The following is a 20343-nucleotide window of genomic DNA, read 5'->3' as shown; positions in this document are numbered from 1 at the left end:
GTTCGCGTCAACTTTGTCACGCAAAACCCCACGTCACCCTCTTTGCTGTGACGCCGGTGATTGCTAGAGGTGGGCGGAACAACCCGATGAGGCCGCGCATGACCCCCGAAGAAATCGCCAAACTGCCCTATCGCCCCTGCGTCGGGCTGATGCTGATGAATACCGAGGGGAGGGTTTTTGTGGGCATGCGAAACGACGGCCCACAAGACGCCTGGCAAATGCCGCAGGGCGGTGTGGACAAGGGCGAAGATCCCCGCGACGCAGCCCTGCGCGAACTGTGGGAAGAAACCGGGGTCACGGCTGATCTGGTCGAAATCATCGCCGAAACCGAGGGTTGGCTGCCCTATGACCTGCCCCATGACATCGTGCCCCACATCTGGAAAGGACGCTATCGCGGGCAGGAACAAAAATGGTTCCTGCTGCGCTTCACCGGCGCCGACGATCAGATCAACATCGAAACCGACCACCCGGAATTCACCCGCTGGAAATGGCAGGAGCCAGACCGGCTGATCGCCGAAATCGTGCCCTTCAAGCGCGATGTGTATGAGCGCGTGGTCGAGGCTTTTTCCGACTATCTAAACGAACTCTGATCGCTAGGGATGCTTTTCAGGTTGTTCCGCTAAGCGAGACGAAGCCAGCAGTTCGGCCTTCGCTTACCCATGACTTGTGTTTGCAGCTCGCGACTGGGATGTTTGCGAATATTCGAAAGGGATTGAACGACGCGAACAGCTAGGGCAACCTTAAAGGCATAGCTTGTACCACAGCGGAATTCTGGATGGAGCGGCGCCTAGCAGCCATTCTTGTTGCCGACCTGGTCGATTTTTCGCGCCTCATGCACGAGGACGAGGCTGGCATTCTTGCCCGGCTCGAGGCGCTCGACACAGGTATCATCACGCCATTGGTCGAACGCCACGGGGGACGGATCGTCAAGCGGATGGGCGACGGCTATCTGATCGAGTTTGCCAGCGTCGTAGATGCGGTGAACTGCGCTTTGGACTGGCAGGACCGGATAAGGCCTCGCGCGGACGAGCCGGACGCCCTGCAATTTCGGATCGGGATAAACCTGGGTGATATCGTTGTCAGGGACGACGATATTTTCGGAGATGGCATCAACGTAGCCGCGCGGCTGGAATCCATCGCTGAGCCGGGTTCGGTGCTGGTATCGCGCACGGTCGTCGATCATGCCAGCGGCAAGCTTGAGGCGGCGTTCGGCGATCTGGGCGACAAGACGCTGAAAAACATCCCCGAGCCTGTCCGTGTTTATCGTGCCACAAGACGCACCGAACCAACCGTCGTTCGGCCATCCCGCGGGCGCTACGGTAAAGCAAGCGCGGTCATAGCCGCGCTTTTTGGCCTTCTGGCCATCAGTGCTGGAGCGGCGTACTGGCTTCAATCCCGTCCGGTGAAGGTCGAAGCGGCCTCGATCGAAGCGATGGCATTGCCGTTACCCGACAAGGCCTCGGTTGCGGTTCTGCCGTTTGACAATCTCAGCGGCGAGTCCCAACAGGAACCTCTGGCCGACGGGATAACCGAGGATCTGATCACCGACCTGTCGAAAGTTTCGGGCTTGTTCGTCATCGCGCGCAATTCGACCTTCATTTACAAGCGCAAGTCGGTGAGCATCAAAGACGTCGCCGAAACCCTGGGCGTGCAATACGTGCTCGAAGGCAGCGTGCGGCGCTCGGGCACCACATTGCGCGTCAACGCTCAGTTGATTGACGCCACCACCGGCAACCACGTCTGGGCTGACCGCTTCGACGGCGACGCCTCGGATGTTTTTGCGGCACAGGACGCGTTTGTACTGAAGATCATCAACGCGCTGAAGGTTGAACTGACCGACGACGAACTCGAGGAGGTGAACCGGGCCGATACTAAAGTCGTCGCCGCCCGCGAGGCATTTCAACGTGGCTGGGAGTTGATGTCGAACTTCAACGAACGCGACAATGCCCGAGCTGTGGATCATTTCGAAAGGGCGATTGAAATTGATCCCGACTATGGCCGTGCCCATGCCGCACTGGCGCTGGCCTTTCAACGAGATGGCGTGTTCCGGTGGAACCAGAAAATTCGCGGTAACTCCCGCGCCCACCTCTATACCGTTCTGATCCCCGATCATCTTGAAAAAGCCGGCGACAGAGGCGGGTCGATGGTGCACATTATTCGCGCCATGCGGCAGCTTAACTTCCGTGACCAGAACACTGGCGAAACTGGCGCCGCGCGCTCGGCAAAGGCCATCGAAGAAGCGGCCAGGGCGATCGAGCTTGGCCCAAATGACCCCGAGGCGCATGTCACTATGGCCTGGGCGCTAATCGCTTCGGGCAATCCCGAGCAGGGTCTAGACGAGATTGCGATTGCCAAGCGGCTTGACCCCAGTGTGCCCGCCAATGTCGTTATTGTCGAGGCAGCTGCGTATTATGCGTTAGGGCAGTTGCACAGGGCAGCCGAAATTCTGGACGAGGCGACTGCCAGAACGAAAAAGTCGCTGAACCTGATCATCACCGCGGCGTCGATTCACGCGCAGTTGGGCGACCGCCGGAAAGCCGACGACCTGATGTATGCCTGGGCGCGCGACAAGGATCGGCTGGCGCTTGCCGAAAACTATCTGCTGCCGATGCAGTGGGACGGTGATCACGAGGAACTAAACCGCAAGATGGCCGACGGGTTGAAACTCGCAGCGCTCAGGCCAACCACTACCGTGACATCCCTACTGGAAGACCTCAAGACGCAGGAAGGACCAGCGCAAATCGAAACGCTGCGGATGTTGGGCTGGTTCGGTCCCCAGGCGGCCAGCGCGGTCTCTGATCTGCTCGGTGTTCTTGAAACTGGCGGTAAGCGCGCGCGCCGCGAGGTCGTAATCACGCTCGGAAAGATCGGCGCGCCAGCCAGTGCAGCTTTGCCAGCGCTGGAGGCCGTCACTGAGGAGCCCATAATAGGGCTTCGTGCCAAGAGGGCGATCACGCGCATCTCAGGCGAGTAGAAAGCTGACTCCTAGCCCTGCTGGGAAAGGCGCGCACGGTCAGATTCAGGCCGGCTATCCGCCCGGGATTGCACGCCTGCAGCACTATCGACCAGTTCGAGCATGCCGCAGCATCGGCAACTCCGGACTCAAAGCAGCCCTTCTTCCCGCAACAATTCCAGCATATCCGCCTCGGGTCTTGGGCCGATATGGCTGATGACCTCGCGGGCGCAGACGTTGCCGATCCTGGCACAGGTCTCGTAATCGCGCCCTGTGGCCATTCCATACAGGAACCCCGCGGCGAATTGGTCTCCGGCACCGGTTGCGTCTACGGGGACGATCCTCTTGACCGGCACGTCGATGCGCGCGCCTCCGTTCAGGACGGTCACGCCGTCACCCGAGCGCGCGAAAGGTTTTTCATTCCAGAAGGCTATCAGGGGCAAGTTCCCCGGAAACGTGATTGAAAAGACCATAGGATCATCAAGATGTGGATCACCCAATGCTCGGCTTCAAATCCTTTGCATCCGCAACGCTGGATGGCATTCAAGTCGCGCAGATGATCAGGATGGGCGAGTAGGGAGTCGGAATATGCCCATTCAACCAGTTTTCGAAGTTCGGCGACCAAGCACTGAACCTGCCACTCCCCTTCATTTTTCAAAGAAGTTTGAGACAAATTCCCCCGACATTAGCCGGGTTCAAGGCAAACGATGACGGACAATTTGGTGTTGTCGGTGAAAGCGGCTCAGGGAAGTCAACGGTCGCGCGGTTAATCAGCGGACTTTACGCGTTAGATGGCGGAGAAGTTGAGTTCGCCGGTACAGTCGTGAGCAATCCGTTGGACAAGACTGCACAAGCGAATTTTCGTCGCGACATTCAGATGATTTTTCAAGACCCTTACTCATCTCTTAATCCGCGTATGAAAGTGTTGGATCTCATTGCTGAACCCATCCGTCACCACAAAATTCTGGGAGGCGATGAGTTGACGAAACGTGTGCATGAACTCTTGGATCAAGTTGGACTTGGCGCCGCAGCGGCCGGAAAATTCCCTCACGAGTTTTCAGGGGGACAACGCCAGCGGATTTCGATAGCGCGGGCACTGGCGACACAGCCACGCTTTTTGATCTGCGACGAACCTACTTCTGCGCTGGATGTTTCTATTCAAGCACAGATCCTCAATATCCTGAAAGATCTGCAGCAGCACCTTGGCCTGACAATGCTGTTTATCAGCCACGACCTTCCTGTTGTGCGCCAGATGTGTGACCGCGTCGCAGTTATGCAATCTGGCCGTATTCTTGAAGTACAGGAAACCGCAGAGTTGTTTACCAATCCCCAGACCTCATACACAGAGGAACTGCTTTTTCTGATGCCTCATCTTGAAGGGTTGTCGGAAGAAGGTCTCGAATTCTGATGATTAAATTCTATGGATACAACACTGTAAATGCTCTGAAGGTTCTGATGATGCTATTGGAAACAAAGCTCGAATACGAGTTTGTTCCAATCGATATCAGAAAAGGAGAACAGCACCGGCCTGAGTTCCTGAGGTTGAACCCGGCCGGTAGAACGCCGGTCATAGATGACGGTGGATTTGTACTCACTGAATCCAACGCCATTCTTTTGTATCTCGCTCGAAAAACCGGATGGGGACTTGTCGAAACGCCGACGGGTTTGGACGAGATTAATTCTTGGTTGTTCTACCAGTCTTCGTCTCAAGGGCCCTACTTTGGTCAGGTTGAGTATTGGTCTGGTCTTGCAGAAAACCCCAACCCAGAGGCGCTTGCGTTGTATAACTCAATTGCTAATCGTTCTATCGCGTATCTGGACAGCATATTGGATGACCAGCAGTACCTTTGCGGCAATTCTTACAGTGTTGCAGATATTGCCTTGTTCCCTTGGATTAATGACCACAACCATCTCTGCCTTTCACTTGAGAATGCACCGAATGTTACACGTTGGACGGAGCATATTAAGGCAAAGCCTGCGACGGCAATGGCGTGCGAATTCTTCGGGTGCGACGCGTTATTTCAATCCAAAAGGAAAACGTGACAAAACAGCAGGATTTTAGGAATGGAATTGGTCCGCCGCCGAATATCACGGCAACTTCGCACGTATACTCTGCCTCCGACACTCCCTCGTTCTTGCAGGTGTGATTTTCGTATTCTTCGGCCGCGGGTTGAACAGACGCGCCGGGTGGTAATCTCACCGAAAATTTGGGGCGTTTAGAAGTAGGTTTTTACGGATGAATGAGGTGACTCTGATGAAGAAATCAAAGCACGGCGACGCTCAGCTCCCCGCGTGTAGCCGCTGATTAATCTTTCACTACGATAGCCCCCTTCATATGCGGGTGAAACACGCAGAAATAGGCATAAACCCCGGGTTTGTCGAATACCACGGCTGCCTTTTCGTTCCGCTCTAGCGGCCCGGTGTCCCAATCTTGCATCTCTTGTTCCGTTGCGGTGTGAGGCGCGATGTCCAGATTGGTCCAGATCACCTCATCACCGACCGAAACTTCGAGTTTCTCAGGCGCGAACTTGAATTTGCGAATAGAAATCTGATGGCTGGTTGCCCCGGCGGACGCACCCAATGCGCCAGCCAGAAGAGTAAGCGGTGCCGCACCCAGTACGGCACCAAACTTTCTGCGTGACAGTACAGCCATCAGCCGCAATCCAGCCCAGACACCATCTGTTCGGCGTGGCCTTCATGCTGTTTGAATGTGGCAAGAGCATCCTGCAGCAGGTTGGTGAGCGGCTCAACGGTGGTGTTGGGGATGAACTCGTCCTCAACCGTTTTGTTCACGATCTGATGATAAGCGAGCTCATTCTGAGCGTAGGCGCAATCAAAGGCTTTACCGCGCAGCCCGCTCAGCTCATCGCGTTTCTCGACCGAACCTTTAACCAGGGCCTGGCTGAGGGCGTTGTCCTGGGGCGTTACATTCAGTTGTTGGATCAACGCCCCTGCAGCTTGGTTCACGGCCGCATGATCACGGATCATTGTGTTCGCAAAATCCCGAACGTCGTTATTGTCGGACACAGCAAGAGCAAGATGCGCATAGCGGATGTCGATTTCACCGGCAGTATACGCTGTATGCGCGATTTCAAGATCGTTCATCTTGTTCTCATCTGCAACAGCAGCATAGCCGACGACGACAAGAGCAGCAGAAAGGAAAACGGTTTTCATCTGGAATCTCCAAAGTTGATTGAAGCCCTGATATGCGTACAGTTTGCCTTGTCTTTGAATTACCTGCCGTCCAGAAGACATGCCCTATCGTTCGAACATGTAGACAGATATCGAACTCTTGGTAATATCAGCAACCATGCTTGATCTGCTAAGTGATATTCTGACCCGCCTGTCGCTCAAGGGGACACTGTATTTCCGCACCAGCCTTAGCGAACAGCCCTGGGGGATCCAGGTGCCGGCGTTTCAGAACGTGGCCCGGTTCCACTATGTACATCGCGGTGAGTGCGTAGTGCGCGTCGCAGGAGAAGATCGGGCGCTACGCCTTACCAAAGGCGATCTTATCCTGGTTCCACACGGGGCGGCACATACGTTGAATTGTCGTGTTTCGGGCCCGGAAGACGCCTTGCCGCTGGATGACGTGCTGGAAAGGTCCGGCTATGATGGTAAGGGTGTTCTGGTGTATGGCGGCAACGACCCCAACATGGAGAACCAGCTGATTTGTGGTCATTTTTCACTAGCCGAAGGATCAAGGCATCTGTTGCTTGACCGATTGCCGCCAAGCATTGTCATCCGGGATTATGGCGCCGAGGCCAGCGATTGGCTGGAAGCGACGTTGCGCGTGATAGGGTCCGAGGCAGGGTTCGGCCGTTTTGGAGGTGATTTGATAGCGCTGAAGATGTCAGAGGCGATTTTTGCGCAGGCTATCCGGTGCCATATCGAAGATACCGCCAGAACAGGGGGAAAACTCGCAGGTTTCGCCGATGTTCATCTTACCCGCGCATTGACGGCGTTCCACAATGACCCGACTGCGCAGTGGAGTGTCGATTCTTTGGCCAACAGGGCGGCATTGTCTCGGACAAGTTTCGCAATGCGGTTTTCCGAGAAGCTTGGGATCACACCGATGCAATATGTGACTGCATGGCGTATGCAGATTGCCCGCAGCGCGTTGGTAGAGAAAGGTGTCAGTGTTGCCGAGGCCGCGGATCTGAGTGGGTATTCCTCGGAAGCAGCGTTCAGTCGCGCGTTCAAGAAAGAGATCGGGCAACCGCCTGCCAGATTTCGAACCTCTGCGTTACCCACTCAGGTCTGAACGATCTGCAATGTTGCCGGGTATGCATTCATTCCAACGACAGTGCTCAAAAGTACCTGTTGCTGAGGAGCACACTTTTCCGTCGCAAAACAACGGAGAAGAAAGTTTCCGCTTTTTGCCGCCAAAGATATATCCGCCCTTATCGATAATCCCGCCGCCATCGCCATGATGGTGCCTCCTTTTGTTCTCGGACTGGGCGTTTTCAACCTCTGTCTGACGTCAGACAGACTATTCGAGCGCGACCATTTCCTGCCTGCTTTCTGGGTCTTTTCCCATCAACCTGAAATACTCTTTCGGCCCTTCTGACACTTTTCCAGAACCCATCTTGTTCGGTGACTTTTCTCTGAGCCAGAACAGTCGCTTCCTTGGGGTCTTTCGTTTGGAGAGAAAATCGAGTTCGTTTCGATTGCTTAGCTTGGGGTAGTGCTTTCGAACGTCTTGGGGAACACGCCTACGAAATTACCAAACACCATTGGAGTTCTTTTGTTCAATGTATCTAGCCATGATCAGAATCGCTTCTGCTGCAAAGATGATTAGAGGCATTGCGTCACCTCTTGTGTCACCTTTACAGGTTTGAACTTTCCGCTAAGCTCTTGTGATTTATATATTTTTGAGGTAAAGATGGTGCCCAGGAGAGGACTCGAACCTCCACGTCCATACGGACACTAGCACCTGAAGCTAGCGCGTCTACCAATTCCGCCACCTGGGCAGGTGTCGTGGAGCGGCGTTTAAGCTGACTGGCGGGGGGCGTCAACCGGATTCTGAATGAATTTTGAAAGTTTTTTGAATTCGGTTTTCGAACTGAGATTTTGGCCTCAGTATTTCATGACCGGCGCGGCGAATTAGTGCCTTGTTTGGCTGGCCTGCGAGCGTTAGTTCTAGAGCGCAATTTCTCAGCAGGAGCCCTCTCATGTCGAAACTGGTGACGATTTATGGCGGATCGGGATTTGTCGGTCGCTACATCGCGCGACGTATGGCGAGTGAGGGGTGGCGTGTGCGGGTGGCTGTACGACGCCCGAACGAAGCCATGTTCGTGAAACCCTACGGCGTCGTGGGACAGGTTGAGCCTGTGCTGTGCAATATCCGCGATGACGCCTCGGTCGCGCTGGCGATGCAGAGCGCCGATGTCGTGGTGAACTGCGTAGGTGTTCTGAATGAACTGGGCAAGAACGCGTTTGATGCCGTTCAGGCCGAAGGGGCCGAGCGTATTGCGCGCCTGGCCGCACAGCAGGGCATTGGTCGAATGGTGCATATTTCGGCCATCGGTGCGGATGCAAACGCGGCCAGCGATTATGCCCGGACCAAAGCGCTGGGCGAGGCAGGTGTGCTGAAGCACATACCGGATGCGGTGATCCTTCGCCCATCTGTAATCTTCGGTACCGAGGATCAGTTCTATAACCGATTTGCCGGGATGACCCGCATGGGTCCGTTCCTGCCAGTGGTTGGTGCCGAGACCAAATTTCAGCCGGTTTACGTGGACGACGTGGCCCAGGCAGCGATCAAAGGTATTCTGGGGCAGGCAGAGCCGGGCGTGTACGAGCTTGGCGGACCGGAAGTGAAAACCTTCCGCGCCCTGATGCAGCAGATGCTTGAAGTTGTCCACCGGCGGCGCATCATTGTCGGCCTGCCGTTTTTTGCTGCCCGGATTATGGCGGGTGTGCTGGATATCGCAAAATTCGTCAGCTTCCAGCTGTTCCCGAACAACATTTTGACCCGCGATCAAGTCAGGAATCTGCGTCATGACAACGTGGTATCTGACGGGGCCAAGTCCTTTGCGGACCTAGGCATTGCGCCGACCACTCTGGAATCGGTGCTGCCGGAATATCTGTGGAAGTTCCGCCCGTCGGGGCAGTATGATGACATTCAGAACTCTGCGAAAAACCTGCGTATCTGATCAGCTGTAGGCCATGAACAACAATGCTGCGCCCAGAATGACGCGGTAGATCACATAGGGCGTAAAGCTGACACTGCGCAGCAGTCGCATCATAAGGCTAAGCGCCAATAGTGCTGAGACAAAAGCAAATGCCGCGGCAATGGCCCCATCCCGGGCCAGTTGCGCATCAGCGTCGCGTATCACATCCAGTGCAAGCAGTGTGCCAGAGGCCAGAATGGTTGGGATTGACATCAGCATGGCAATCCGCGCGCCGTCTTCTCTGGTATAGCCCAATTGACGTGCCCCTGTAATGGTGATCCCGGACCGCGATGTTCCGGGGATCAGCGCAAGAACCTGCCACAGCCCCATGACGAAAGCATCGCGAATACCCCAATCAGACGCCTCTTTCTTTTGGGGGCCTTTCTGGTCAATCCAATAAAGCAGCAGGCCAAAGCCCAGCATCGTCCACCCGATTACAGCGATCGAACGCATGGCCTCGCTTAACCCGGTCAGATGCAGAATCAGACCTGCAATCACGGTTGGAAGTGTCGCAATGATCAGACCAAGAGCCAAACGGGCCTGCGGCGTATCTGTCCGGCCGGTCAGGGCGCGCGGCACCCCGGCAAGAGCCTGCTTCACATCCGCCCAGAAATACAGAACGACCGCTCCAAGGGTTCCCACGTGCACCGCGATGTCTATGGCCTGACCCTGATCCTGAAGGCCCGACAAGTTCGGCAGCAGGATCAGGTGACCCGAAGACGAAATGGGCAAAAACTCAGTTATTCCCTGAATGATTGCCACGAGAATCAGGTGGAAAAGACTCATCTGCCCTGCCGTGCTGCCGCCACGTTTTTTATGTGGTGTATGGCTATAAGGGTGGTGGGGAAAAGGAAAGTCTTCATATAGGTCCGAATCGTACCTAAAATTCCTTTAAGAATTCACAGATTTCGAGTGAGTGGGTGGAAAATTCTCACAATAGGTCAGCATATATGACTTTTCATCCGTTTGCGCATCGCATAAAGAAATCCAACCAAGCCAATTCATGGAGTCTGACCCGTGGCCAAGCAACCGATGCTGAAATTTGTGCAGATCGACCGCGTCATGCCGGAAAAGCGTGCCGCCAATGACCGCAGAGAAGACTTTAACGAAATTTATGCCGAGTTCGCTGCCGAGAAAGCAGCAGAACAGGCCAGCCGTTGCAGTCAATGCGGTGTGCCCTACTGTCAATCGCACTGCCCGCTGCATAACAACATTCCCGACTGGTTGCGGCTGACTGCAACCGGACGGCTGGAAGAGGCTTACGAAACCAGCCAGGCGACAAACACCTTCCCCGAGATTTGCGGCCGCATCTGCCCGCAAGACCGTTTGTGCGAAGGAAATTGCGTGATCGAACAATCCGGCCACGGAACGGTCACCATCGGCACGATCGAAAAGTACATTACCGACACGGCGTGGGACAAAGGCTGGGTCAAACCAGTGGTCCCTGCGACAGAGCGCCGTGAAAGCGTCGGCATTATCGGTGGCGGGCCGGGTGGTCTTGCCGCGGCGGACATGCTGCGTCGGGCCGGTGTTCAGGTCACGGTCTATGACCGCTACGACCGTGCGGGTGGTCTGCTGATGTATGGCATTCCGGGCTTCAAGCTGGAAAAAGAAGTCGTCCAGCGGCGTAACGACCTGTTGGCGGACGGCGGTGTCGAGTTCGTATTGAACTGCGACGTGGACGCCGCAAAATTCGCTGAACTTCACGCTAAGCATGACGCGATCATCATCGCAACGGGCGTTTACAAGTCGAGGGATCTGTCCATGCCGGGCAGTGGTCTTGCCGGGATCGAGAAGGCAATCGATTTCCTGACTGCATCAAACCGTAAAAGCTTTGGTGACACTGTTGAGGATTTCGACAACGGACGGCTGAATGCCGAGGGCAAGAAGGTTGTCGTGATCGGTGGTGGTGACACCGCGATGGATTGTGTGCGTACGTCGATCCGTCAGGGCGCGACATCGGTCAAATGCCTGTACCGTCGTGACCGGGCAAACATGCCGGGTTCGCAGCGCGAGACACAGAACGCCGAGGAAGAAGGCGTGGTATTCGAATGGCTCAGTGCACCCAAGGGGTTCACGGGCGACGACAAGGTTTCTGGCGTGATGGTGCAGAAGATGCGTCTGGGGCAACCCGATGCATCTGGTCGCCAGGCCCCCGAAGTGATCGAAGGCGCGGATTATGTTGAGGGCGCCGATCTGGTGATCAAGGCATTGGGTTTTGAGCCTGAAGACCTGCCCACCTTGTTCGGGCAGCCCGACTTGCCTGTCACCCGATGGGGAACGGTCAGGGCAGCATTCCAGACCGGGGAAACCGAAATGGATGGTGTGTACGCGATCGGGGACATCGTGCGCGGTGCCTCACTGGTCGTATGGGCGATCCGCGACGGGCGCGACTGCGCTGACGCGATCATCGACCGGTTCAACGCCAAAACTGCCGTGGCGGCGGAATAACCCCAGTTTTCAGGAGGGTTCGAAATGTCGGAACTTCAAGGCCAATGCATGTGTGGCGCGGTCACAGTCACCGCCACCCCTGTGCGGGATGCTCTGGGGGCGTGTCACTGTGATCAATGCCGTCGGTGGACCAGTTCGATGCTGGTGACCTTTCAGGCGAAAGAAGGCTATGCAGCGCTGGGCCCGGTCAAGACATTTACCTCGTCCGACTGGGCAGAACGTGCTTTTTGCGGCGAATGCGGATCCTCGCTCTGGTATCGGATCACGCTGCCGGGTGAGATGCACGGACAGACACAAATGGCGGCTGGCCTGTTTGAAAATGCAACAGGTAACCCGCTGAAACTTGAACTTTATATCGACAAAAAGCCCGAGGGATACGCGTTCGCAGGTGAACGTCGGCAAATGACCAAAGCCGAGGTCGAAGCCATGTATTCCCCCTCTGACGAAGGAGACAGCCAATGACCAAATATGATGCCGATTGGGTGCGGGCAGAAGAAGCAAAACGCAAGTGGATGGCCGAAAATGGTCTCTATTCCGAGGCAGAAGAGCATTCTTCGTGCGGTGTGGGCCTTGTTGTGTCCGTGGATGGCAAACGGTCGCGCAAGGTGGTGGATGCCGGGATCGATGCCCTGAAAGCGATCTGGCATCGCGGGGCCGTTGACGCGGATGGCAAGACCGGCGATGGCGCGGGCATCCATGTGCAGATTCCGGTTCCCTTCTTCTATGATCAGGTCCGCCGCACGGGTCACGAACCCAAGCTGAATGAGCTGATTGCTGTTGGTCAGGTTTTCCTGCCCCGCACCGATTTCGGCGCGCAGGAGCGGTGCCGGACCATCGTCGAAAGCGAAGTTCTGCGTATGGGTTACTACATCTATGGCTGGCGACACGTGCCGGTCGATGTGACTTGCCTTGGGGAAAAGGCCAACGCAACCCGCCCCGAGATTGAGCAGATCCTGATCTCGAACTCCAAGGGTGTGGACGAAGAAACTTTCGAGCGCGAGCTCTATGTCATCCGTCGCCGCATCGAAAAAGCGGCTTTGGTGTCGGGTATCTCTGGTCTTTATCTTGCGTCGCTGTCCTGCCGGTCGATCATCTACAAGGGTATGATGCTGGCCGAACAGGTCGCTGTATTCTATCCCGATCTCATGGACGAACGCTTTGAATCGGCATTCGCGATTTACCACCAGCGTTATTCGACCAACACGTTTCCGCAATGGTGGCTGGCGCAGCCATTCCGCATGCTGGCCCACAACGGCGAGATCAACACCCTCAAGGGCAACGTCAACTGGATGAAAAGCCATGAGATCCGGATGGCCAGCGGAACCTTTGGTGACTATGCTGAAGATATCAAGCCAATCATCGCAGGTGGTTCGTCAGATTCTGCCGCATTAGACTCGGTTTTCGAGGTTCTGGTGCGCGCGGGGCGGTCGGCCCCGATGGCAAAAACCATGCTGGTTCCGGAAAGCTGGTCCAAGCAGGCGGTCGAGCTGCCGCAAGCGTGGCGCGACATGTATTCCTACTGCAACTCGGTGATGGAGCCATGGGATGGCCCGGCCGCGCTGGCGATGACCGATGGACGCTGGGTCTGCGCCGGTCTGGACCGGAACGGGTTGCGCCCCATGCGGTACGTTGTGACTGGCGATGGCCTTGTCATCGCAGGATCCGAGGCCGGAATGGTGCCGATCAACGAAGCTACCGTGACCGAAAAAGGCGCGTTGGGGCCGGGTCAGATGCTGGCGGTCGACATGAAAAAGGGCAAGCTGTACCGCGATACCCAGATCAAGAACAAGCTGGCCCGCGCGCTGCCATTTGGCGAATGGGTTGGCAAGATAAACGATCTGGACGAAACGCTTGCGGGTGTGAGCGAAGTTCCGATCTTTGCGGGTGGCGAGTTGCGCAAGCGCCAGATTGCTGCGGGATACTCGGTGGAAGAGCTGGAACAAATCCTTGCTCCGATGGCGGAAGACGGCAAGGAAGCCCTGGCATCCATGGGGGATGATACGCCCTCGGCTGTTCTGTCAAAGCAATACCGCCCACTCAGCCATTTTTTCCGTCAGAACTTCAGCCAGGTGACCAACCCGCCGATCGACAGCCTGCGTGAATACCGCGTGATGTCGCTGAAAACCCGGTTTGCCAACCTCAAGAACGTGCTGGACGAAGACAGCAGCCAGACCGAGATCGTGGTTCTGGAAAGCCCCTTTGTCGGCAACGCGCAATGGGACAAGCTGGTTGAGAACTTTGATGCGCCGCTGGCGGAAATCGACTGTAGCTTCGAGGCTGGTCAAGGCGCATTGAGCGCGGCTTTGGCCCGTATCAGAGCCGAATCCGAAGAAGCTGTGCGATCTGGTGCCGGGCATATCGTCTTGTCTGATATGCGGTCGGGCGAGGATCGGATTGCGATGCCAATGATCCTCGCGACCAGCGCTGTGCATTCCCATTTGACGCGTCAGGGTTTGCGGACCTTCTGTTCGTTGAACGTCCGTTCGGCTGAATGTGTAGACCCGCATTACTTTGCCGTTCTGATCGGCTGTGGCGCGACTGTGGTGAACGCCTATCTGGCCGAGGATTCTTTGGCTGACCGTATCGATCGCGGTTTGCTGGACGGAAGCCTGACCGAAAACGTCGCGCGCTATCGCGAGGCGATCGATCAGGGCTTGCTGAAGATCATGGCCAAGATGGGCATCTCGGTCATTTCGTCTTATCGCGGTGGTCTGAACTTTGAGGCCGTTGGCCTCAGCCGTGCCATGGTGGCCGAGTATTTCCCTGGAATGACCAGCCGTATCTCGGGCATAGGTATCAAAGGTATTCAGGCCAAGGCCGAAGAAATCCATGCCAAGGGTTGGAACAGCGGTCTGGATGTGCTGCCCATCGGTGGTTTCTACAAGGCGCGTAAGTCAGGTGAGACCCACGCGTGGGAAGCGACCTCGATGCACATGATGCAGATGGCCTGCAACAAGGCTTCGTATGAGCTGTGGAAACAGTATTCAGCCAAGATGCAGTCGAACCCGCCAATTCATCTGCGCGATCTGATGGATTTCAAACCGCTGGGCAAGCCGGTGCCGATCGAAGAGGTGGAATCGATCACCTCGATCCGCAAACGCTTTGTCACGCCAGGTATGTCGCTGGGTGCATTGTCGCCAGAAGCGCATAAAACACTGAACGTGGCGATGAACCGGATCGGTGCGAAATCCGACAGTGGCGAAGGTGGCGAAGATCCGGCACATTTCGTGCCTGAACCCAATGGCGACAACCCTTCGGCCAAGATCAAACAGGTGGCTTCAGGTCGGTTTGGTGTGACTGCGGAATACCTCAACCAGTGTGAGGAGCTTGAGATCAAGGTCGCTCAGGGTGCAAAACCCGGCGAAGGTGGTCAGTTGCCAGGTATGAAGGTCACCGACCTGATCGCGCGCCTGCGCCATTCGACCAAGGGCGTGACGCTGATCTCGCCGCCGCCGCACCACGATATCTATTCGATCGAGGATCTGGCGCAGCTGATCTACGATCTGAAGCAGATCAACCCGCGCTGCAAGGTGACGGTCAAGCTGGTAGCGTCCTCGGGCGTTGGCACGATTGCTGCCGGTGTAGCCAAAGCGAAAGCGGATATTATCCTTATTTCGGGTCACAATGGCGGTACAGGCGCGTCGCCTGCGACCTCGATCAAATACGCTGGTCTGCCGTGGGAGATGGGCCTGACCGAGGCGCATCAGGTTCTGGCGATGAACAACCTGCGCGACCGCGTCACCCTGCGGACCGACGGTGGCCTGCGCACGGGGCGCGACATTGTCATGGCCGCGATGATGGGGGCCGAGGAATTCGGCATCGGTACCGCTGCGCTGATCGCCATGGGCTGTATCATGGTGCGTCAGTGTCAGTCGAACACCTGTCCGGTGGGCGTGTGTACGCAGGATGAATCCCTGCGCGCCAAATTCACCGGCAATGCGGATAAGGTCGTCAATCTGATCACCTTCTACGCGCAGGAAGTGCGCGAGCTGCTGGCCAGCCTCGGCGCGCGTTCGATTGATGAAATCATCGGTCGGGCCGATCTGCTGGCTCAGGTCAGCCGTGGGTCCGCTCATCTGGATGATCTCGATCTGAACCCGCTGCTGATCACTGTCGATGGGGCACATAACATCATCTACAACCGCGACAAAGAGCGCAACGCGGTGCCGGATACGCTGGACGCCGAAATTGTTCGTGATGCGGCCCGGTTCCTGAAGGATGGTGAAAAGATGCAGCTGTCTTATGCAGTGCAGAACACACACCGGACCGTTGGAACCCGAGTGTCCAGCCATATTGTGCAGAATTTCGGGATGCGGAACACCTTTCAGGACGACCATCTGCATGTGAAACTGCAGGGCTCGGCCGGGCAATCGCTGGGAGCTTTTGCGGCCCCCGGTCTGAAGCTGGAAGTGTCGGGCGATGCCAATGACTATGTCGGTAAGGGCCTGTCCGGCGGTATGATCGTCGTGCGTCCACCGCAGGTCAGCCCGCTGAAAGCAGATGACAACACGATCATTGGCAATACTGTGCTCTATGGCGCCACCGACGGGTATCTGTTCGCGGCCGGTCGCGCCGGTGAACGGTTCGCGGTCCGGAACTCTGGTGCCAAGGTTGTTGTCGAGGGGTGCGGTTCCAACGGGTGTGAATACATGACCGGCGGTGTCGCCGTTATCCTTGGAACGATCGGAGCCAACTTTGGCGCGGGCATGACAGGCGGCATGGCCTATCTGTATGATCCCGAAGGCAAGGCTGAGGCGCTGATGAATAGGGAAACGCTGGTCACTTGCCCGGTCACTGTGGATCACTGGGAAGAGCAGTTGAAATCGCTCATCATGCGCCATGCTGCTGAATCGCAAAGCCGCAAGGCCACTGACATTCTTCAGCACTGGGAAGTGGAAAAAGGCAACTTCCTGCAGGTTTGCCCGAAGGAGATGCTGAACAAGCTCAGCCACCCGCTGAGTGTTGAAGCCAAAGCAGTTCCGGCGGAATAAGCCGAAACCTATTGTCTCTAAAAGCCCCGCGTGTCATTTGCACCACGCGGGGTTCGTATGTTAACGACGTTTCAGTGCAGGTCTTGCCCGTTTATCCGAAAATCGCCAATCTTTCTTCACACTCAGGCGACAATCATGGGCCGATCTAGGCGCCAGATGATAAGCAAACAGGGGCAACCGGATGCCAACACCGTATCAGGATCAGTTTTATACTTTCGATCCAGCAAACCCGCCACCTGCGGGAACGGCAGTCACTGTTAGCAGCTTCACTTTGATCGATGCAGACGATGACAACGAAATCGATGCACCGAGCGGCGACACCGTCAACGGTCAGGACGTCACGAATTCCTGGCCAGGGGACACTGTTACCATCAACGTGGCGGGCGTCGGGAACGTAACCTATACCGGCACCACGTTTTATCTGGCTGACGGATCTCGGGTTTTCACACCGACAGACGGCCAGGTCCTGCAGCCGGGAACATTTGTTTCAGCCACCTTCGTCAACACACAGGGGCCGCTGAATGTCGGCAATCTGGGTCCGCCCTGTTTCACGCCGGGCACCATGATAGCGACCCCGGAAGGCGAACGTGCGGTTGAAGATCTTGAAGTCGGCGATCTGGTCACGACCGTGGATCATGGCCCCCAGCCTTTGATCTGGGTTGGGCGTACAGTGGTGGCGGCCGAAGGAAAGCTGGCCCCGATCCGGTTTGAGGCCGGAGTGTTTGACCTGGATCGTCCGCTGCTTGTTTCGCCTCAGCATCGGATGCTGGTTGAAGACTGGCGGGCCTCGTACTTGTCTGGGCACGCTGAAGCGCTGATTCCGGCACATGCTCTGGTCAATGGAAAAACGGTGACCCGGGTGGAAGGCGGCGAGGTGGAGTATTTCCACCTTTTGTTCAAGCAGCACGAGATCGTCATCGCCAATGGCGCCAAAAGCGAAAGCTATTATCCGGGGCACGCGTTGTCGGCCTCGGACCGCGAAACGCAGAGCGAGGTCCTGCACTTGTTCCCTGAACTGGCAGGTCATGATCCGATGTCGGTAGAAACCGCACGACCGGTTGTTCACCCGCGCGAAGCGCGCGCTTTCGCGATTTAGGCCGTTTCAAACCCGGACCGCGCGTCGTATAGCTGAGGCATGGCGAAGAAAGCAGCCCGCAAATCAAGCGGTAAGAAAAACAAGGCATCCAGCAGAAAAACACCTACGGTGCGTCAGATTCGCCGTTGGCTGACTCGTGCGGTTGCGGCAATTGCCGGAGCTTTGCTTGCGATAATCCTGTTGTATTCGGTTGTGAACCCACCCGTAACCCATACGATCTGGTCGGAATGGCGCCGTTTGGGAAAGGTTGAGCGCGAATGGGTGCCGATCGAGGACATGGCTCCGATCATGGCGCGTTCGGTCGTGGCAGCAGAGGATGCAAATTTCTGCCTGCACTGGGGATTTGACGTAGAGGCCATTCGCGATGCGCTTGAGGATGGCGGGAATCGCGGCGCCTCGACGATTACACAGCAAGTTGTGAAGAACGTATTTCTTTGGCAAGGGCGCAGTTGGATACGCAAGGCGTTGGAAACTTCGATCACACCTGTGGTCGAGATTTTCTGGAGCAAGCAGCGAATTCTCGAGGTCTATCTGAACGTTGCCGAAACCGGGAATGGTGTTTTTGGGGTCGAGGCTGCCGCGCAACGGTATTTCAACACCAGCGCCTCAAAGCTTACCTCGGTTCAGGCGGCGCGGATTGCCGCCATTCTGCCGTCACCGCGCAACAGATCGGTCACTGACCCGACGGCGCAAACGCGCAGGCGGGCGGCATCTATTCTGGATGGGGCGGCCACCATCCGCGCAGATGGTCGCGCAGATTGTTTCGAGGATTGAAACCCGTCGCCTGCCAAGGCTAAATCTGTCGGGTACTCACTGGTTCGATTGGAAGCCCATGGCGCGTCTGTTTCATGTTCCCCTCTCTCCATATTGCCGCAAGGTTCGGCTGTCTCTGGCGGAAAAGAAGATCGAGGTTGAGCTTGTCGAAGAGCGATACTGGGAACAGGACCCCGACTTTTTGCGCCGTAACCCCGCGGGTAAAGTACCAGTATTGCGTCTGGACGGACAAATGATGTCGGAAAGCGCAGCGATCTGCGAATACATCGAAGAAACCCGTCCCGAACCGCCATTGATGCCAAAAAGCCCCGAAGCCCGATACGAAGTGCGGCGCCTTGTTGGTTGGTTTGACGACAAATTCCACCATGAGGTGACGTCGAAGCTGCTGTACGAACGGGTAAACAAAAAAGTGACGGGTCAGGGCTATCCGGACAGCAAGAACGTCAAACAGGGTGCCAAGGCCATCAAGTACCACCTGGATTATATGGCATGGCTGCTGGATCACCGCCGGTGGTTGGCCGGTGACCAGATGACATTGGCTGATTTCGCAGCAGCGGCGCATCTGTCTTCGCTGGACTATATCTCGGACGTGGATTGGAACCGCAGTCAGGTGGTCAAGGATTGGTATGCGAAAATCAAATCACGCCCTGCGTTTCGCTCTATTCTGGCGGATCAGGTGCCGGGTTTCCGGCCGCCGCCCCATTACGCTGATCTGGATTTCTGATAGGGTGCGCCAGGGGGGCTGTCTGCCCCCCATCGCGCAGATGCGCGATTCCCCCCGAGGATATTTTTGGCCAGATGAAGAGCGGATCTGATTTGAAGGAAAAGCTGGTACAACAGGCCCTTGAAGAAGGGTTTGTTGCGTGCCGTGTCTGCCGCCCGTGGGATGTTCCAGAAGTTCCCGAGCGTTTGGCCGCGTACCTGGGTGCCGGGTATCATGGGCAGATGGGATGGATGGCCGAACGAACGCATTGGCGCGGTGATCCTGCAGCCCTTTGGCCCGAGGCGCGATCAGTGATCATGCTGGCCGAGAGTTACACGCCGGAACATGACCCGACAGACGTCTTGAAGCAACGCGGCCACGGGGCGATTTCTGTCTATGCGCAGAACAAAGACTATCATGATCTGGTCAAAAAGCGACTGAAGCGTCTGGCGCGGTGGCTGATTGCCGAGGCGGGCGGCGAGGTTAAGGTGTTCGTTGACACTGCACCCGTGCCAGAGAAAGCCTTGGGGCAGGCCGCCGGGTTGGGCTGGCAGGGGAAACACACAAATCTTGTCAGTCGGGAATGGGGTAATTGGGCCTTTATAGGGTCTGTTTTTTCAACATTGGACATACCCACTGATTCTTCTGAGATTGATCGCTGCGGGTCTTGTCGGGCCTGTTTGGACAGCTGCCCCACGGACGCCTTTCCAGGCCCGTATCAATTGGATGCACGGCGGTGCATTTCCTATCTGACCATCGAACATAAAGGCCCTGTGGAGCCTGAACTTCGCGGAAAGCTGGGCAATCGAATCTACGGCTGTGATGATTGCCTGGCAGCTTGCCCGTGGAACAAGTTTGCGGTTGCCGCAAGTGACATACGCTATGCCGCGCGCGAGGATCTGACGGCGCCTGCGCTGGAAGAGCTGGTAGCGCTTGATGATACTTTGTTCCGAGCGAAGTTCTCTGGCTCACCCATTAAACGGATTGGGCGCGACCGGTTTGTGCGCAACGTGCTTTATGCCATTGGAAACTCGGGGCGCCCGAGTTTGAAGGCTGCGGCCCAGAGATTGACAGATGACCCGGATGAAACCGTGGCCGACGCAGCGCGTTGGGCGGTGGAACAACTTTCATAATTGCCGCAAACAGGCTGGACGTGTCGGCCCCAATCGCTACACCAATCTGCAGCGAACAGTAAGGAG

Annotated in this window: 16 protein-coding genes, 1 tRNA gene and 2 pseudogenes; 13 read left to right on the top strand and 6 right to left on the bottom strand. The window is 56.5% G+C overall.

Going from position 1 to position 20343, the window contains the following annotated elements:
• The first annotated feature begins 98 nt into the window (after positions 1 to 98).
• Together ACR0D9_RS07695 and ACR0D9_RS07690 are read left to right on the top strand one after the other, a co-directional pair.
• Positions 99 to 590: an RNA pyrophosphohydrolase gene (locus tag ACR0D9_RS07695; RefSeq protein WP_480538279.1), complete on the top strand. Its 492-nt coding sequence runs from the start codon at positions 99 to 101 to the stop codon at positions 588 to 590.
• A gap of 185 nt (positions 591 to 775) precedes the next feature.
• Positions 776 to 2974: an adenylate/guanylate cyclase domain-containing protein gene (locus tag ACR0D9_RS07690; protein WP_480487065.1), complete on the top strand. Its 2199-nt coding sequence runs from the start codon at positions 776 to 778 to the stop codon at positions 2972 to 2974.
• Between the two features lie 128 nt (positions 2975 to 3102).
• Here the strand turns inward: ACR0D9_RS07690 and ACR0D9_RS07685 are convergent.
• Positions 3103 to 3357, bottom strand: a pseudogene (locus ACR0D9_RS07685) (PfkB family carbohydrate kinase); the annotation flags it as partial.
• A gap of 260 nt (positions 3358 to 3617) precedes the next feature.
• Between ACR0D9_RS07685 and ACR0D9_RS07680 the strand changes: the two are divergent.
• Positions 3618 to 4361: an ATP-binding cassette domain-containing protein gene (locus tag ACR0D9_RS07680; RefSeq protein WP_480484583.1), complete on the top strand. Its 744-nt coding sequence runs from the start codon at positions 3618 to 3620 to the stop codon at positions 4359 to 4361.
• Positions 4361 to 4996 (top strand): glutathione S-transferase family protein, encoded by a 636-nt coding sequence (locus ACR0D9_RS07675; RefSeq protein WP_480538277.1) that lies wholly within the window; start codon positions 4361 to 4363, stop codon positions 4994 to 4996. The genes ACR0D9_RS07680 and ACR0D9_RS07675 overlap by 1 nt, the downstream gene beginning before the upstream one ends.
• Positions 4997 to 5258: 262 nt before the next feature.
• Here the strand turns inward: ACR0D9_RS07675 and ACR0D9_RS07670 are convergent, their stop codons facing one another.
• Positions 5259 to 5606, bottom strand: coding sequence for a cupredoxin domain-containing protein (locus ACR0D9_RS07670; RefSeq protein ID WP_480484585.1), 348 nt, complete (start codon positions 5604 to 5606; stop codon positions 5259 to 5261).
• Positions 5606 to 6127: a DUF4142 domain-containing protein gene (locus tag ACR0D9_RS07665; RefSeq protein ID WP_480484586.1), complete on the bottom strand. Its 522-nt coding sequence runs from the start codon at positions 6125 to 6127 to the stop codon at positions 5606 to 5608. Before ACR0D9_RS07665 ends, ACR0D9_RS07670 begins: the two co-directional genes overlap by 1 nt.
• A gap of 136 nt (positions 6128 to 6263) precedes the next feature.
• On the opposite strand from ACR0D9_RS07665, the gene ACR0D9_RS07660 reads away from it, so the two are divergent.
• Positions 6264 to 7217, top strand: coding sequence for an AraC family transcriptional regulator (locus ACR0D9_RS07660; protein WP_480484587.1), 954 nt, complete (start codon positions 6264 to 6266; stop codon positions 7215 to 7217).
• Positions 7218 to 7419: 202 nt separating this feature from the next.
• On the opposite strand, the pseudogene ACR0D9_RS07655 reads toward ACR0D9_RS07660, so the two are convergent.
• A pseudogene (locus ACR0D9_RS07655) lies at positions 7420 to 7617 on the bottom strand (hypothetical protein); the annotation flags it as partial.
• A 222-nt stretch (positions 7618 to 7839) separates the two neighbouring features.
• Positions 7840 to 7926 (bottom strand) — tRNA-Leu (locus tag ACR0D9_RS07650).
• A 201-nt stretch (positions 7927 to 8127) separates the two neighbouring features.
• On the opposite strand from ACR0D9_RS07650, the gene ACR0D9_RS07645 reads away from it, so the two are divergent.
• Entirely contained in the window at positions 8128 to 9111 is a 984-nt protein-coding gene (locus ACR0D9_RS07645; protein ID WP_480538275.1) for a complex I NDUFA9 subunit family protein, read from the top strand.
• On the opposite strand, the gene ACR0D9_RS07640 is transcribed toward ACR0D9_RS07645, so the two are convergent.
• Positions 9112 to 9915, bottom strand: coding sequence for an undecaprenyl-diphosphate phosphatase (locus ACR0D9_RS07640; protein WP_480538274.1), 804 nt, complete (start codon positions 9913 to 9915; stop codon positions 9112 to 9114).
• Between the two features lie 231 nt (positions 9916 to 10146).
• On the opposite strand from ACR0D9_RS07640, the gene ACR0D9_RS07635 reads away from it, so the two are divergent.
• The 7 genes from ACR0D9_RS07635 to queG all read left to right on the top strand — a co-directional run bounded on the left by ACR0D9_RS07635 (position 10147) and on the right by queG (position 20277).
• Positions 10147 to 11580: an NAD(P)-dependent oxidoreductase gene (locus tag ACR0D9_RS07635; protein ID WP_480538272.1), complete on the top strand. Its 1434-nt coding sequence runs from the start codon at positions 10147 to 10149 to the stop codon at positions 11578 to 11580.
• Positions 11581 to 11604: 24 nt separating this feature from the next.
• The gene (locus tag ACR0D9_RS07630) at positions 11605 to 12042 is read left to right on the top strand and encodes a GFA family protein (protein ID WP_480487077.1); all 438 of its coding nucleotides are present in this window, start codon (positions 11605 to 11607) and stop codon (positions 12040 to 12042) included.
• Positions 12039 to 16571, top strand: a complete 4533-nt coding sequence (gltB, locus tag ACR0D9_RS07625) for a glutamate synthase large subunit (protein WP_480487079.1) — start codon at positions 12039 to 12041, stop codon at positions 16569 to 16571. The genes ACR0D9_RS07630 and gltB overlap by 4 nt, the downstream gene beginning before the upstream one ends.
• Positions 16572 to 16752: 181 nt before the next feature.
• Positions 16753 to 17667, top strand: coding sequence for a Hint domain-containing protein (locus ACR0D9_RS07620; protein ID WP_480487081.1), 915 nt, complete (start codon positions 16753 to 16755; stop codon positions 17665 to 17667).
• A gap of 39 nt (positions 17668 to 17706) precedes the next feature.
• Positions 17707 to 18441, top strand: coding sequence for a monofunctional biosynthetic peptidoglycan transglycosylase (mtgA, locus tag ACR0D9_RS07615; protein ID WP_480538270.1), 735 nt, complete (start codon positions 17707 to 17709; stop codon positions 18439 to 18441).
• A 58-nt stretch (positions 18442 to 18499) separates the two neighbouring features.
• Positions 18500 to 19165, top strand: a complete 666-nt coding sequence (gene fzlA / locus ACR0D9_RS07610; RefSeq protein ID WP_267363152.1) for an FtsZ-binding protein FzlA — start codon at positions 18500 to 18502, stop codon at positions 19163 to 19165.
• Between the two features lie 74 nt (positions 19166 to 19239).
• On the top strand, positions 19240 to 20277 hold the full coding sequence (queG, locus tag ACR0D9_RS07605; protein WP_480538268.1) for a tRNA epoxyqueuosine(34) reductase QueG: 1038 nt from the start codon (positions 19240 to 19242) through the stop codon (positions 20275 to 20277).
• The last annotated feature ends 66 nt before the right edge of the window (positions 20278 to 20343 follow it).

Source organism: Ruegeria sp. AK11 (assembly GCF_056541095.1).
The sequence above is the reverse complement of the archived record's forward strand: the minus strand, read 5'-3'. Positions and strand labels throughout refer to the sequence as shown.

Bases quoted from the DNA above. Each gene is read 5' to 3' on its own strand.
- ACR0D9_RS07690 (WP_480487065.1), top strand. From the start codon at position 776: ATGGAGCGGCGCCTAGCAGCCATTCTTGTTGCCGACCTGGTCGATTTT.
- mtgA (WP_480538270.1), top strand. From the start codon at position 17,707: ATGGCGAAGAAAGCAGCCCGCAAATCAAGCGGTAAGAAAAACAAGGCA.
- ACR0D9_RS07665 (WP_480484586.1), bottom strand. From the start codon at position 6,127: ATGAAAACCGTTTTCCTTTCTGCTGCTCTTGTCGTCGTCGGCTATGCT.
- ACR0D9_RS07675 (WP_480538277.1), top strand. From the start codon at position 4,361: ATGATTAAATTCTATGGATACAACACTGTAAATGCTCTGAAGGTTCTG.
- ACR0D9_RS07660 (WP_480484587.1), top strand. From the start codon at position 6,264: ATGCTTGATCTGCTAAGTGATATTCTGACCCGCCTGTCGCTCAAGGGG.
- fzlA (WP_267363152.1), top strand. From the start codon at position 18,500: ATGGCGCGTCTGTTTCATGTTCCCCTCTCTCCATATTGCCGCAAGGTT.
- ACR0D9_RS07630 (WP_480487077.1), top strand. From the start codon at position 11,605: ATGTCGGAACTTCAAGGCCAATGCATGTGTGGCGCGGTCACAGTCACC.
- queG (WP_480538268.1), top strand. From the start codon at position 19,240: ATGAAGAGCGGATCTGATTTGAAGGAAAAGCTGGTACAACAGGCCCTT.
- ACR0D9_RS07620 (WP_480487081.1), top strand. From the start codon at position 16,753: ATGCCAACACCGTATCAGGATCAGTTTTATACTTTCGATCCAGCAAAC.
- ACR0D9_RS07645 (WP_480538275.1), top strand. From the start codon at position 8,128: ATGTCGAAACTGGTGACGATTTATGGCGGATCGGGATTTGTCGGTCGC.
- ACR0D9_RS07670 (WP_480484585.1), bottom strand. From the start codon at position 5,606: ATGGCTGTACTGTCACGCAGAAAGTTTGGTGCCGTACTGGGTGCGGCA.
- gltB (WP_480487079.1), top strand. From the start codon at position 12,039: ATGACCAAATATGATGCCGATTGGGTGCGGGCAGAAGAAGCAAAACGC.
- ACR0D9_RS07640 (WP_480538274.1), bottom strand. From the start codon at position 9,915: ATGAGTCTTTTCCACCTGATTCTCGTGGCAATCATTCAGGGAATAACT.
- ACR0D9_RS07695 (WP_480538279.1), top strand. From the start codon at position 99: ATGACCCCCGAAGAAATCGCCAAACTGCCCTATCGCCCCTGCGTCGGG.